This window comes from Paenibacillus sp. J31R30, from assembly GCF_059692115.1.
The window spans coordinates 914,759-927,762 of the sequence record NZ_JCAUAV010000002.1 but is presented as its reverse complement, the minus strand read 5'-3'; the positions used below and the strand labels follow the sequence as shown (position 1 = coordinate 927,762).

Annotated in this window: 8 protein-coding genes; 2 read left to right on the top strand and 6 right to left on the bottom strand. The window is 45.1% G+C overall.

Annotation, left to right across the window (positions count from 1 at the left end):
* Positions 1–211: 211 nt before the first annotated feature.
* Positions 212–1,576: a DUF455 family protein gene (locus tag AC58QO_RS09915; RefSeq protein WP_497265130.1), complete on the bottom strand. Its 1,365-nt coding sequence runs from the start codon at positions 1,574–1,576 to the stop codon at positions 212–214.
* Between the two features lie 121 nt (positions 1,577–1,697).
* Here AC58QO_RS09915 and AC58QO_RS09910 point away from each other — a divergent pair, with 121 nt between their 5' ends.
* Positions 1,698–2,552 carry a helix-turn-helix transcriptional regulator gene (locus tag AC58QO_RS09910; RefSeq protein WP_497265129.1) on the top strand — a complete coding sequence of 285 codons (855 nt, stop codon included), beginning with the start codon at positions 1,698–1,700 and terminating at the stop codon, positions 2,550–2,552.
* Positions 2,553–2,602: 50 nt separating this feature from the next.
* On the opposite strand, the gene AC58QO_RS09905 is transcribed toward AC58QO_RS09910, so the two are convergent.
* The 5 genes from AC58QO_RS09905 to AC58QO_RS09885 all read right to left on the bottom strand — a co-directional run bounded on the left by AC58QO_RS09905 (position 2,603) and on the right by AC58QO_RS09885 (position 11,897).
* Positions 2,603–4,876, bottom strand: a complete 2,274-nt coding sequence (locus tag AC58QO_RS09905) for a hypothetical protein (protein WP_497265128.1) — start codon at positions 4,874–4,876, stop codon at positions 2,603–2,605.
* Positions 4,877–4,907: 31 nt separating this feature from the next.
* The gene (locus tag AC58QO_RS09900) at positions 4,908–7,715 is read right to left on the bottom strand and encodes a right-handed parallel beta-helix repeat-containing protein (protein WP_497265127.1); all 2,808 of its coding nucleotides are present in this window, start codon (positions 7,713–7,715) and stop codon (positions 4,908–4,910) included.
* 156 nt (positions 7,716–7,871) lie between these two features.
* On the bottom strand, positions 7,872–8,936 hold the full coding sequence (gene bglB, locus AC58QO_RS09895; protein WP_497265126.1) for a beta-galactosidase BglB: 1,065 nt from the start codon (positions 8,934–8,936) through the stop codon (positions 7,872–7,874).
* Positions 8,937–8,951: 15 nt separating this feature from the next.
* Positions 8,952–10,724, bottom strand: coding sequence for a hypothetical protein (locus AC58QO_RS09890; RefSeq protein WP_497265125.1), 1,773 nt, complete (start codon positions 10,722–10,724; stop codon positions 8,952–8,954).
* Between the two features lie 63 nt (positions 10,725–10,787).
* Entirely contained in the window at positions 10,788–11,897 is a 1,110-nt protein-coding gene (locus AC58QO_RS09885) for a glycoside hydrolase family 172 protein (RefSeq protein ID WP_497265123.1), read from the bottom strand.
* A gap of 149 nt (positions 11,898–12,046) precedes the next feature.
* On the opposite strand from AC58QO_RS09885, the gene AC58QO_RS09880 reads away from it, so the two are divergent.
* Positions 12,047–12,904, top strand: coding sequence for an AraC family transcriptional regulator (locus AC58QO_RS09880; protein ID WP_497265122.1), 858 nt, complete (start codon positions 12,047–12,049; stop codon positions 12,902–12,904).
* The last annotated feature ends 100 nt before the right edge of the window (positions 12,905–13,004 follow it).

Here is a 13,004-nt window from a genome sequence, read left to right as displayed (position 1 = left end):
ATTTAGCATGTAAATACCCTGCCCGAACACTAATAAATAGGTAAATCCCTCTCCATTTTCACTATTCTTTTTATGAATTTCTGTGATTTTAACGGATTCTGGAACAATTCCTATGCTGTGTTGAGATTACAGTTGAATATTCATAAACGGATTATCAAAAAATGCCCGTAAAAGAGCACTTTTTAAAGTACATCTTACGGGCATTTTATCGTCAATATTGATCATAAACCAGTTCTTTGGTTGTGAACCCGCATAAGGAAGGAAAGTTTTTCAACAGCCGCTCAATTTCTGAATCTTGTACCCCTACATGGCGAAGTCTCCGGGCACGAACTTTTTCCTGAACCGATTTAGCCGTCTCAAAATCTTCTATATGTTCAAACAGCTTTGCCCCCCACTTCTGTCCAAAATCCACATGCATACGCTCATCTGATATATCAAATTCAGATTGAATAGCAGAAAGCGCATCACCGAATTTCCAGAAGGCGTCAATGGATTTACGTTTTTTGAAGAATGAGCATGGTTCGGCCACCATCGTCAAGGTTGCATAAAATTCCGGGAAAATAGTCGGAAGGTTCTCTGACGTCAGCGCCTGAGTTCCTGCCCAGAGAAACTGCTCTGTTTGATATCCGAGCTGTTTCAAGCGGCGGACCCCCATTTGGCTGTGCCTCACTTCATCCCAAGTATGACGGGCAACATCGATATAGAAATCCATGGGCATGTTTTGCACGCCGTAATACAGATAGGCCATAGATTCCGCCGAAGTCATTTCAGTCGCATTGATATAGATCATTTGCTTCACACTGTCATTGAGCGGGCTGCTAGAATCTCTAAGCAAATTGGCTTCCCCATGAATCTTTGGGTCATGTAGTGGAAATCTGGCATCCGGAGCTGCGACAGCCGGTACAGGTCCTATCGCTTCTAGGGCTAGCGGAGTCGGCCATTTCACCTCTTTATCCCCTGCATGCCGCAGCATGGTGAAGATGACTTGATTGGTGTAGATCGTCCAATTCGTATAACGTTGATTCAACTCTGGTTGTTCCGAGTAGGCAAATCGTATAAAACGTTCCGGCCACTTCAGGTGAGTACGGGTATCTCTTTCAATTGATCGAAAAACATCAATCGAAGGTGCATCCAGAATAGGATCCATTTCCAATTCAAGCTTGCTGTATGCTTCCAATAAGGCATGAACCAATGCTCGGTAAGCATAGGCAAATTCAGCTAATCCAGGAGCTAACGACAAGCTTTGAAACCCTTCGAGAAAGCAAGCAGGCGTTCGCGCACGGTCATTAATTCCACTACCAGCCAATTCACCAATTCGCTCTTTCAAAGCTTTCATATGAACAGTGTGCAGGTAGGCTAGCCGAATAAGTTCACCTTTGATATCCCAATCAGGGAAACAAGGTGCCCATCCCATGGCAAGCCTCGATAATTCAAACTCCAGCCAGAACAATTGCTTTAACCTGTGATTGGAATCAACAGGTCGTAAATAAACATGACCATGTTCAGCAACAGTTAGTGGTAATACTTTTTGATCAATATCAATATCGAAAGACTCTTGATCCATTTGCTCGGTCATATAACAACCTCCAATGAGTGGGTTTCATATTATATGCTAATCATAAACATATTTTAAGTTGTAATGTAGCTGATATCCCTGATAAAATACGGTTATTCTCAGATATGAGGTGAGCAGTTCTATGAAGCAGGTTCAACATATTGGTCTGCACAAATTCCCTTTCTATTGGAGCTTTCAGACAGATCAGCAATACGGACACGATATATTTCATTCTCATCAAGGCTTGGAAATCTTCTATCTCCACAAGGGCGGGGGATCCGTGATTTGTGATGGTGCTCATACGGTATTACAACCAGGAATGGTTCTCATTTTCCAGCCGTTTCAGCTTCATCGCATCCGCTTTGACATCGAGTCTGAAGCAATTAGATCCTTTCTAGTCATCGAACCCATAGCCTTTCAATCGATGCTCATTCCTTATCCAGTACTGCAGAATTACCTGAAGAAGCTGCTCACTTCCCCATTAGACTTCCCATTTATCACCTATCTAAATGAATACCATCCCCTGATTCAAAGTATTCAGCTATTGAATCCTCGTATAGAGTTCTGTAAAGTAACAACAATAGCCATGCTGCAATGGCTGGAGCAGCAAGTTCCTCTTTCTAGCGATAACAAGATAACATCTGCACGTGTAAAAGGCCATTCCGAAAGAGCAATGGAATGGATTGAGGATCACTTCATGGAGGACAGTACGATAGAATCTGCGGCTAAAGCCCTTCATCTTAACGCCAATTACTTATCCACATTGTTTCAGAAGGACATTGGTTGCAGCTATAGTGAATACGTAGCCACACGAAGAGTCAGCCTAGCCCGCAAGTGGTTATTGGAAACCAATTGGCAGGTCAATGAAATCGCAGATAAGCTTGGCCTTGCGAATGTCTCCTACTTTTGCCAACTCTTCAAGAAACACACTGGCGTTACTCCTTACCAATTCAAAAAACAAATGTCTTGCTTCTCTATTTCTGACTCCGAAAATTAAACATATAAAAGGAGGAAGGGCCTTTGAGAACAAAGCCCTTCCTCCTTTTATCAAAATGTATATACAGCAATGCGATTCTTATCCAATCGAATCGTGGTACTCCCCCCATTCGCAGGTACATAAATAGCTGCAGAATCGCAACCGATCCATTTCCTCATCTCGCTGCTTGTCGACATCTGGCATTCGACTTGCTCATTGCTGAAATTGGCAATGATTGCGTAATGCAGACCATCGCTTCCTTTCACTGTCATCCACCTTACCCCTGGAGATGATGTTTGTACCTGCAGATGTGATTGACTTGAACTAGCAGAAGCCATTGCTGTTTGTTGAGCATCCGCGTTCGCAAGTATAAAAAATCCATTGTCTAGTATCGTTTGCCCTTTATCTACCGCTTGAAGTGTGTTTGAAAATTCCTGTACAATTTGATCCGTTCGCAGTAAGCCAACGTCCATAGATTGATCCACCCAAGGATATTGCTTCAAATGTATATTGCGCTTTCCAGGGCAGTATAGTCCCAGCCTAGGGCCATATACCCGGCCAACGCCAATCTGATTGTCGATATTCAACCAGTTCGAATCCAACGCCTCAAAGCGCTCTACCGTTGATTGACCATCGATGTCTATCTCGATTGAATCCGTTGTGTATGTGCGGGAGTATTGATTATACACGTCGTTAGGAACATGTAAATGCAACCCGCGCAATTGCCGGACATAGGCTCTGTTTACAGCTACTGCATATTGCATGACAGCTACAGTCTGATCATCAGGCAAGGCCACATAAGCGATATGATGCAGAGCCGTCATGGCGGACGATTCGCCTTCCGCCACGAATCTCTCAGTTTTGACAGCTAATGTGCCGATTGTCGCGAATCCTCCTGGAAAGGCATAGTCATGAAACTGCGTCACTTCAGACTTATTCACCGATCCAAGTCCGACGATCGAGCCAGCAAGATTACATCTCCATTCAGCCAAACTGCTGGCCTTTGGCGGCAAACATAGGCCAGTTGGCTTCTCTGCTGATTTCCACACCCAGGAAGCGATGCGCTGATCTGACCGAATAAGAGAGGCGCCATGGAATTCATCATGCCAATAGGTAGGTTGCCTAGAAAGATCAACCCGCTCACGTTGACCACTCACATTCTCCTCTTTTGGCAACTCACCGACACAACGCTTCCAGGCTGCACCCATCGACAAAGTCACTGCCCGGTCAGATTCCAATCGGGTGTAATAGACAGGAGAGCGTTCAGCCAGTCGGTTCAAACGACCGGATAAAAACGATCCATCCCTGTTGGATTCCGCTTCTTCACTTAATTGAGCCAACCAGCCTGCTTCCATTTGCGAACAATCCTCTTGTAAATAATCCTCGATAAATAGCCACATCGGGATCGCGTAATCCTGACAATAGCAATACGGAACACGTGTATCACCACCTATCCGCAGCAAGCGACCGTCTGGAAATATCATTTGTTTCAAAACGCGCCATAAATCCGCGGCGTGATGATACAAGGATTCAGGCGCACGCTTGCCTTGAGCACGATAAGCAAAATGCAGCATACCGATATTGGACAGGCAAATAACCATATAGCCGACATTTAAATAGCTGTGATGATGAAGCGCGTAAGATTCAAAGAAGTTTGCTCCTTCATGCCATTCGGAAACGGGGCGCCCCACGTATAGGCGTGTAGATTCTGAATCGCTGGGAATAGAGATGCCATTCAAGAGAAAATGAGTCCCCTTCTCCAAGTATTCTGCTACTCGCTTGGCTTGTGGAAACAGCATTGCCGTGCGGTGCAGCAGCGCACCGTTCCATAGATTGCTTTCAGGCTTATTACGGCTTTTGCCATCCAACATATCAATAAGTCCAGCTACGACCGTGTAGTTATCCAGCAGCCAATCCGCTTCTGATATCAGCATGGATTCCAATCGAAGCTGATCTTCCTCGCTCATATATGGCCTAAGTGCTTCTACGCCATGCATCATGCGTTCAATGCCAAGCGCGCTAATCCAGGTGTGGCCCCACTTTCCTCCATCCAGACAGTGATAATCCCCTGTTTGATGCGAAGCCAGATTGAAGCGTAGCATCGCCAAGGCAAGCGAGCGTATTTCTTCCTGATCCATCGCGGTTTCAGGATTCAGATCGGGGGCGGTTCCCCAAACAGCAAATGCCGCCAATGCTTTCTGATGGGTCTGCACACCCCAATCATTGTAACCTGTACCGTAGCAAACCAGATCCGGACGATCCGGACAACGATACAACCATTTCTTCGCATCCCGTATCCAGGATCCAATCAATGTCAAATACGCTTGATCTGATGTTTGATGCATAGCTATCTCTCCTGTTAGTGTGATATATGGATTAGTATACTTTGATCGTATCAAAGTAAGCGGTTCCGAGATCGGATTGATAAATGCCTACGCCGATTTTGGCCAAATTGCTTGTATTCGCCATAAAACTGACTCCGGTAGTGTACAAAGTTCGATTAACATAGAGGTTATAGGTGTCAGTAAGGGTATCAAATATGACTCTGAAGTCATACCAGGTACCTGCCGTGTAACCAATCGTTGTATTTTGCCAGCCGCTGCTGTTTCTGTATTGTATAAATCCATTATTTCCAAAAGCGATCTGAATGGCTGAAGTATCGCTGCTATCCTTGGCTATGATGACGTAGCTAGTCGCATTGGTTTGCTCAGCTCGTGCCTTAGTTTCAATCGTTCCCGCAGTCAGGTTGGCTGTAAAATTACTGTAGGCTGTCATAGAGGATGCACTGGCTGCTGTCTTATTGGCCTTCAGGCTTTTATCTGCTGCACTTGGCATCGCCTCTACGGTCAGCGTCCCCCCGCTAGAAGTCGTTGTCCAGTCGGTTGGCGCTGAACCTGTTGTCATGGCATCAAAATTTTGATCCAATACACTTGACTCCAGAATGATCTTGTCAAATGACAAGTTGTAGCTTGAAGATGCTGCATTCTTACCCGTAACTTTAAATCTAAGTGTTTTATCGCCGGTTGTATCATAAACCTTATTACCTACAGTCCATACGCTGTAACCGCCTGGTGAACCATACATGTCTAGTGCAGCTCCAAAGTTCGTTCCAGTCGGACTTTCTGTTTGCATGACGCCTCTACTGGTGAACTGCTTGTAAACCAACTTAATGCTGTATGCGCCAGCAGCAACATTCGGTAAAGTAAAGTCAATGTAGTCTCCCACTCCGTCTGCGCTTAGCAATACCCACTGCGCACTGCTCGCTCCATCTAACTGCGTTTGCACACTGGCGCTTGCTCCTGACGGGGTATAAGCGATATTCTCGCTTTCAAATTCATACACAATACTGGGTTCTGCATACCCTGCAATTACTCCTGCATAGCTGATGACGGATGCGTCCGATGTTCCATTGTTTATCCAGGTGTTGTTCTGCGTGTGTCCACCTGGATTATAATGCTCACCTTTGTTAACATTTGCAAACACATTATGCTCTGCTGTAATAAATTCACTGTAGTTATCCAGATAAATAGCCGCTACCTCAAAGCTCATGGCCCAGGTACTTTTTACAATATCATGAATGTAATTCTCAAATATCTCGGTATTCGTTTGTCTGCCTAACGTATAAATGCCACCGCCATCATCGTGGTTCTGCATCACATGATGAACCTCATTGTATCGGATCTTATTATTGCTCATCCCAACCTCAATATTAGCAAATGCTTGATTCCCGATCTGCATCCCCATATAAGGACCATAACTGATCTCGTTATGCTCAATAATCGTGTCTTTGACAAAGCCCGCTAGAATCCCTATGCCGTTCGTATAGACCTGCCCATACCGAGAAATCGTATTATTGCCAACTAGAATATTCTTGGTTTGCTCCGCTGCAGTCGGGTTCTTCTTACTGTACCCATCCAGATTTATCCCATTGCCCGCCATATAGGTAAGGGTATTCCCCACAATTTGGCTTTCGCTAACGCCTTTGAAAAACTGCAGCCCATTGGCTCCCGCAAATCTAAAGGTATTATTGATAAAACGAAGATGGTTGGCGTAAGAAGCTCTGACCATTGCTGGAGGTACGGATGCATATCCGGTCGCTGTATCAAACGGTAATGGCTGAAGACCTTGCGTTGCGACCAGCCCGGCCGAGCTTGGGGTATTCCAGCTGGAATACTTAAAAGTAATGCCACTAAACTCAATATCGTGAATATTGGATCCGGAAGTTCCTACGAGGTCAAATAATACGTCTACTTTAGGAGCAACAACGGATACGGTAGCCATGTTCTCGCCGGTACGTGGTTTGTAATACAGGTAATCAGTTACCGTATTTAAATACCATTCGCCCTCAGCATCCAGAAGCTCATAGGCATTCTCAAAATAGTACGCATTGCCGACAAAGAAGCTGTCATCTTTTTTAAACGCAAGTGCTTTTTCAGATGCTTGAAATGTGACATAGGCATAATTGGCATCGGAAGTATAGGCTGCAACTCTTAGATTATTATGATACCAGTGGGGTTGAACGACCATTTCCACTTGTGTGGGGTTAGCCCAGGCCGCTATTTCTGCTTTATTAATTTTATATTTGCCATCAACGCGATCTGCCGGAGCAGGTGCAGGTGTTGTCAGCGGCTCATAACCGATCGTCTGGTAATAAGGCCCCAAGGTATCGAGGTTCGTAGCATTAGGAATGCGTGCCCTTGTCGTCTGTAGATCATTTACATACAGCTGACGGAATTCAAAACCGGCCGTGACACTTCTTCGGTATATATTTTTCGTTGCATCATACAGGGTCCAACTGCCACTCAAATTTTCCCCGCCAGATACGACAGGCACTTCTGATGCATATGGCTTGTAGTAAACTTTATAACCATTTGTACCCGAGTCGCTTGCATCGAACATCACGGAGCTGGTTAAAGTATGTGTGCCTCCGCGAAGGAAAACATAAATATCGCCTGTCATATTATCATTAATGATATCTACTGCTGCTCTTGCCTTTTCTATCGTTTTAAAAGGAGCTGCAAAAGTACCCGCGTTCGTATCAAGCCCGCTAGTAAAATCTACATAATAGCTTGCTTGTGTGCCTGCAAAAGCATGCTTAGTCGGTAAAGCTCCGAATAAAACAATTAGGATAGATGCAATTAGACTTACAATTACTACTTTGCGAAAATTAATTTCCGTTGTCATTGAATATCACTCCTTATATGTAGTGGTCATTTCAATAGCCATGTAGCAATACTTTTTCATTCCTTTTGTTTCGCTATATACCCCCTATTTGTAAGCGTAATCATTCAAGATTTATCACCACCTCTTCCGTCATAGTTCTCTACCTATTTCCTTTTCTCAAACATGCTTCAAGCCTTCGACTAATCCCAAAAGTGCCATCGACTGGCCGTAGGGCATAGGACAAATCGGGATATCCTTGTACGCCTGCAGTGTCAACCCCATTCCTGTTCCATACGAAACACCTTGCACGATACCCTGTTCATCAATTTGTCCAATAGCCGCTTGAAGCGCCTTTAAGCCAACGGTCTTAAACTGAGGATCCAAATATCCTTTACGGACTGCCTTAAGAATACCATAAGCAAAAGCTGATGTAGCGGAGGTCTCTTTATAGGAAGTAGCGTCATCGAGAAGCGTATGCCACAGCCCATCTTCCGCTTGCCAATCCTGGAGTGCGCTAACCTGTCTTTCTAATGAGGAAATAAGAAAGTCCTGAACACCTTGCGGCAACTCTACAATATCAAGATAATCGACCAACCCTGCGGTATACCAACAATTCCCCCTCGCCCAGAGCGCTTTGGCAAAGTGATGCCTCCCTTCGAAGGTCCAACCATGGAAGAACAACCCACTTACCGGATCGGTTAAATACTTAAGATGGACGAGAAATTGGCGAATACTCTCTTGGATATAGCGCTCATCCTCAAGAATTATGCCCATTCGTGCTACAAAAAGAACCGTCATGTAGAGCGTATCATCCCAGAGCTGGCCCTCATTCAGCTGCCCCGATACCGCATGCTGAATGCCAAATTCGACTGTTCTTGGCATCTCCTCCAGCACATAGCTGGCCCATTCCTTGCATATCTGCAAATATTTATCATCCTGTGTTTCATCGTACAAGTAGCTCAGCGTCAACATCGGGCACATCGTGTTGACGTTCTTTGGCGGCAAGCCTTCAGCTATACGCTTATCGAACCATTCCACCAGATAAGCAAGCAGCTGTGGGTTACTAGTTTCCTTGTAATACAAATAGAGCGAGAACAAACCGACTCCCTGCGGCCACTCCCAGTTATCCATTGAGATAATTCCAATCGGACATGACTCGTCTATCGAGCTCTTTAAATCCTTCATCTGCAGAATCAACTTGTCAATATGCTGCTCCATAGTGATTCTATCTAATAGTTGCATCGTATAGTTGGCTCCTTATGATTTATTGATTGAGAATGGGTCGACCATTAGCGCAACCGTATTACTCCCGTCTGTCATTTCCATTTGGTGAATCTCATGATAGCTGATTCGCGGAACCTCGCCATCTGGCCTGGATAGATCTGTGATAACCACCTTCATCAGGCGCTGCCGAATATCCCCTTGATCCGAGATATTATCAAGAAAGAGTATAGCCCAGGCCGCTTCCAGCCGTGGATGCTTCAGGGTCTTTTCTTCCCCGTTGTATAATACTTGCCGGATATACAAACTTTCTCCCACCTGCTTGAGTTGAATCCCTTGAGCTGCCCGCGCTAGCTGTGAATAGGAAATTCCACTCAAAGCTCTTATTGCAACAGCTGCTTGCTTATCTTGCAGAACCAGCCAGTCTTCGACGTGGATGATCTGCCCTTGAAAGCGATGGATAACCCATTCATCAGCTAGCTCAGCAACTTGATTGTTAATTCCGGTCATCGAACGACAGACAAGCAGCATATGCTCCAATTGTGCACTTTGGGTTTGCACATCGGGAAACCATGCCTCCCCAAATAGCGCAGGGCTTAAATACGTTTCTTTGTTTCTGGCTGGGTGAGTCCGCTGTCTTCCGTTTTCCATCACAGACCAACGAAGATACCCCAGCTGAGCGCCTTCAATACGGAAGCTGACCGGAAACGATTGCCAACCAAGCCCCCAGGTAGGCCATTGATAAGAACCCGGAATAACCGGAAATTGGTTAATACTGCCCAATCTGCCCGTATGTCCCACCCACGTGTACGAATAACTCTGATCAAATATGGGCTCTTTGCGAGCTCGCGGAGTTTCGAGCTGAACCGTATGCGGTTCTTTCCAGTTTTCTTCAAACAGAAGCAAGCTGATCATCGCAGTTAAAGACCAATGATTAACGATCGAATCCTGCTTGATTTCGTCCATAACATTGTGCTTTAAACCAGCAATGACCCATAAGAAGCTCGCCTTCTCCGCTTTCCCTTCGAAGTTGTAGCTTCTAATAGAAGGCACCAGTTCGCCTGGCCCTTGAAAGCGAATATACGCCAACAAAGCATCCATCTGCTTCTGTAATTTACACTTCAACTCAGCTTCTGCTGGCTTTAATGCCTTGCAAGCTAGACCCAAGGCGTTGAGAATAATTGGCAAATAATGCAGGCTGATGTTCTCGCCCCAGCCCCACCCTCTGCGAATCGTGTAATCTTCCCAATTCTCAAAGAAGTCTACCGCCTTGCGATAATATATTTCGTGGCTACGAATACGGCTCAGAGTGAGCAGCAGTGCGCCGTCACTAATTATTTTGTTAGGATAATACAGAATGGGGTCTGTACATTCATGGGCAAACCATTCCATACCCGCATCCATCATAGTATCGAGCATCCTAATATGGCTTGCCGGAAAGGATTCCGGGAATAAGAAACGTATCGTCGTTAAGGGCATTAGAATAAAAAAAGCCGCATTGGTATCATTAATGACGGTTTCTTCTTTATACCACCGCATCCCACCATACTGCGGATGCTGGGGATCACTTACCTGAAGCTTGCTTAATTCCGTTAGAATCTTCTTTCCCTGCAACTCTTCAATTTGTCCTAGGAAAGATCCAACCGCATAATAATCAGCTGACGTCCGCCCTTCATGGCATTCCGTATGCTGCGAAGCTTCCCTTGTATGTCCAGGTTGGGGTATCCGAACAAGCCCGTCACTCCAGTTAATGTTTTTGGCTAATTCATTATAAACATTGGAAATCACGCTTTTCTGATAGGCATGCATGCTATCTAACCTTCCATCTCCGTAATTTAAAATGCATCAATTCATTTGCCACATTTATCAAGTTCAATCTTTCTCATTCCCCCAAAGCGTACCTGAACCACCCCTAGCTTGGCGCCACTCATGTCGCCAAGTGTGCACGTCCTTTATACTGATTTCCGGCATATTGGCTCTGGATGCCTTCACTGGAAGAGGGGGGAATATCTTGTGCGGCTCCGTCTGGTACCAGTAAGAAACGGTGCTGATATCCAGAGCCAGATTGTTATCATGGCCATGTTCAATGCTGGCTCTCAGCGATTTTTCGAAGTAAATGGGGTCTTCCAGCAGAAAACGGTAGACATGAGTACGGCCCATCCATCCGAGCTTGTTCGGAACCTTTGCGCAGCCGAAATATGGATGGGTATACAGCTCATTAGGGCACCAAGCTGTATTAAAAAAATCCTCCGTACCGGTACCATGCAAGGATCCAGGCCAGTCTTCACCGTCTATCATCCACATGTCGTCACCTTCTCCATACCACATAGGTCCCGGACTATCGACATAGTAATTGATTCCAACAAAATGTCCTTTGCCTTCAATCTCAGCAAACAAGTAATTGTTGGCATCGGTCTGATTACGGCCAATCCACTCCATTTCACCTTCAGGTGGATGAACCTCTGTCGTTGACTCTCGGTTCCACCAGGCGTGGAATCTTCCCATGGATACCGGAATGGATGGGTGCACTTCATAATCCACATAGTAGAAGAAAGCACGGATATCGATATCCGACTGATTCTCAATGGAGATTCGGGCTCCATTGTTAAATGGCATTGGAAAGTAGCAGTTAAGCGCTTTGCCCTTATGAGGTGCTGCAGCAAGCGGAAGCGAAGTGAACGAATATTCCTCTCCCCAGCCTTGGCCAAAGAAATCTCCTAATGGCGCCTCTACACTCGGATGCTCTTCCCCGTCCCAATACATGCGAATAATGGCATTCCGCCGCATAAAAGCATCCTCTGAAGCGAGTGTAATCCAGATGTGTTTGATAATGCCGGCGCCTGATATATCAGCAATATCTGTCGTATCTCCTGCAGCAATACGCACGTAATCGGCGTTACCTCCGCTGCGATCGTAGCTAGACTCTCTTTTGGATTTAATTCCCTCACGCAATTGAAATAGCTGCCCCAGTAATCCACTCATTACGTTCACTATCCTTCCAGTTCCGATAAATTCCCCTTAAGTATAGTTTTGAAATAACAGAAAATATTTAGCCAAACAATATGAACATTTATCATTTATTGCTATAATCGTAAGTATCTTTTGCTCACCTGAAGGAGGAAAAGCTTATCATGAACACCATCTCTCCGTATATTCGTATCGCGATGGATATCTATCAGCTCCCGTACTGGCGGGTATTGGAGCGTGTCATTTGGGACTATGAATTCCTGTATTTAAAGGAAGGGGAATTACTGGTTACCGTGGAGGATCAGATATATCATGGTCTCCCGGGTGATGTGTTTATTTTCAAACCTAAGAAGAGGCATTCAATCAAGGTGAGTGGTGATAAGCCTGTCCGCCAACCGCATATTCATTTCGATTTGATAGAGCAAGAGGACAGTGTGGATGTGGGAACTTCTTTTATGATGGATACTCATATGTCAGAGCATGAAAAAACGTTATTCCGAACCGACCTCTTATCCGAGCCCCCCTATAATTTGCCTGATTTCGTGAGGTTAAACAATCCGGATTTGTTTGAGAAGCTGCTGTTTGAGCTTATTACCGAATTTCAATTAAAAGCTCCTCTCTATGAGATCCATATTAAAGGGCTGATGATTAAACTAATCATTCTACTTGTCCGCGAGCATCATTGGAACCAATCGCCACAACTGCAGTACAAATTAGACGAGCTGCAATTGATCCAACGATATTTAAATGACATTACCGATCGGGAAGTTAGCCTCGAGGAGCTTTCCAAAGTATTCAACATAAGTAAATATTACCTCGTCCGCTTATTCAAAACAGCCTTTCAGATGAGTCCAATCCAATTTCACCGGTTGGTTCGGTTTGAGAAAGCCAAGCAGTTAATCCAATATACCAATCTCCCAATAAAGCAAATTGCAGATCAGACCGGCTTCCAAAACATTCATGCTTTCAGCCGCGCTTTCAAGAAAATAGCCGGGGCTGCTCCATCTTCATATCGTCGTTAGAGCATTTATGCAAAAGAGAAAAACCGAGCAGCCGCGCTAGTCTAACGGCAAAAAGCAGCCAATCCAGGAGTTTCCTGTACCAGCTGCTTCTCGACTGTTA

Coding starts and splice junctions, on each gene's coding strand:
- AC58QO_RS09915 (WP_497265130.1), bottom strand. CDS start 1,576: ATGACCGAGCAAATGGATCAAGAGTCTTTCGATATTGATATTGATCAA.
- AC58QO_RS09910 (WP_497265129.1), top strand. CDS start 1,698: ATGAAGCAGGTTCAACATATTGGTCTGCACAAATTCCCTTTCTATTGG.
- AC58QO_RS09905 (WP_497265128.1), bottom strand. CDS start 4,876: ATGCATCAAACATCAGATCAAGCGTATTTGACATTGATTGGATCCTGG.
- AC58QO_RS09900 (WP_497265127.1), bottom strand. CDS start 7,715: ATGACAACGGAAATTAATTTTCGCAAAGTAGTAATTGTAAGTCTAATT.
- bglB (WP_497265126.1), bottom strand. CDS start 8,936: ATGCAACTATTAGATAGAATCACTATGGAGCAGCATATTGACAAGTTG.
- AC58QO_RS09890 (WP_497265125.1), bottom strand. CDS start 10,724: ATGCATGCCTATCAGAAAAGCGTGATTTCCAATGTTTATAATGAATTA.
- AC58QO_RS09885 (WP_497265123.1), bottom strand. CDS start 11,897: ATGAGTGGATTACTGGGGCAGCTATTTCAATTGCGTGAGGGAATTAAA.
- AC58QO_RS09880 (WP_497265122.1), top strand. CDS start 12,047: ATGAACACCATCTCTCCGTATATTCGTATCGCGATGGATATCTATCAG.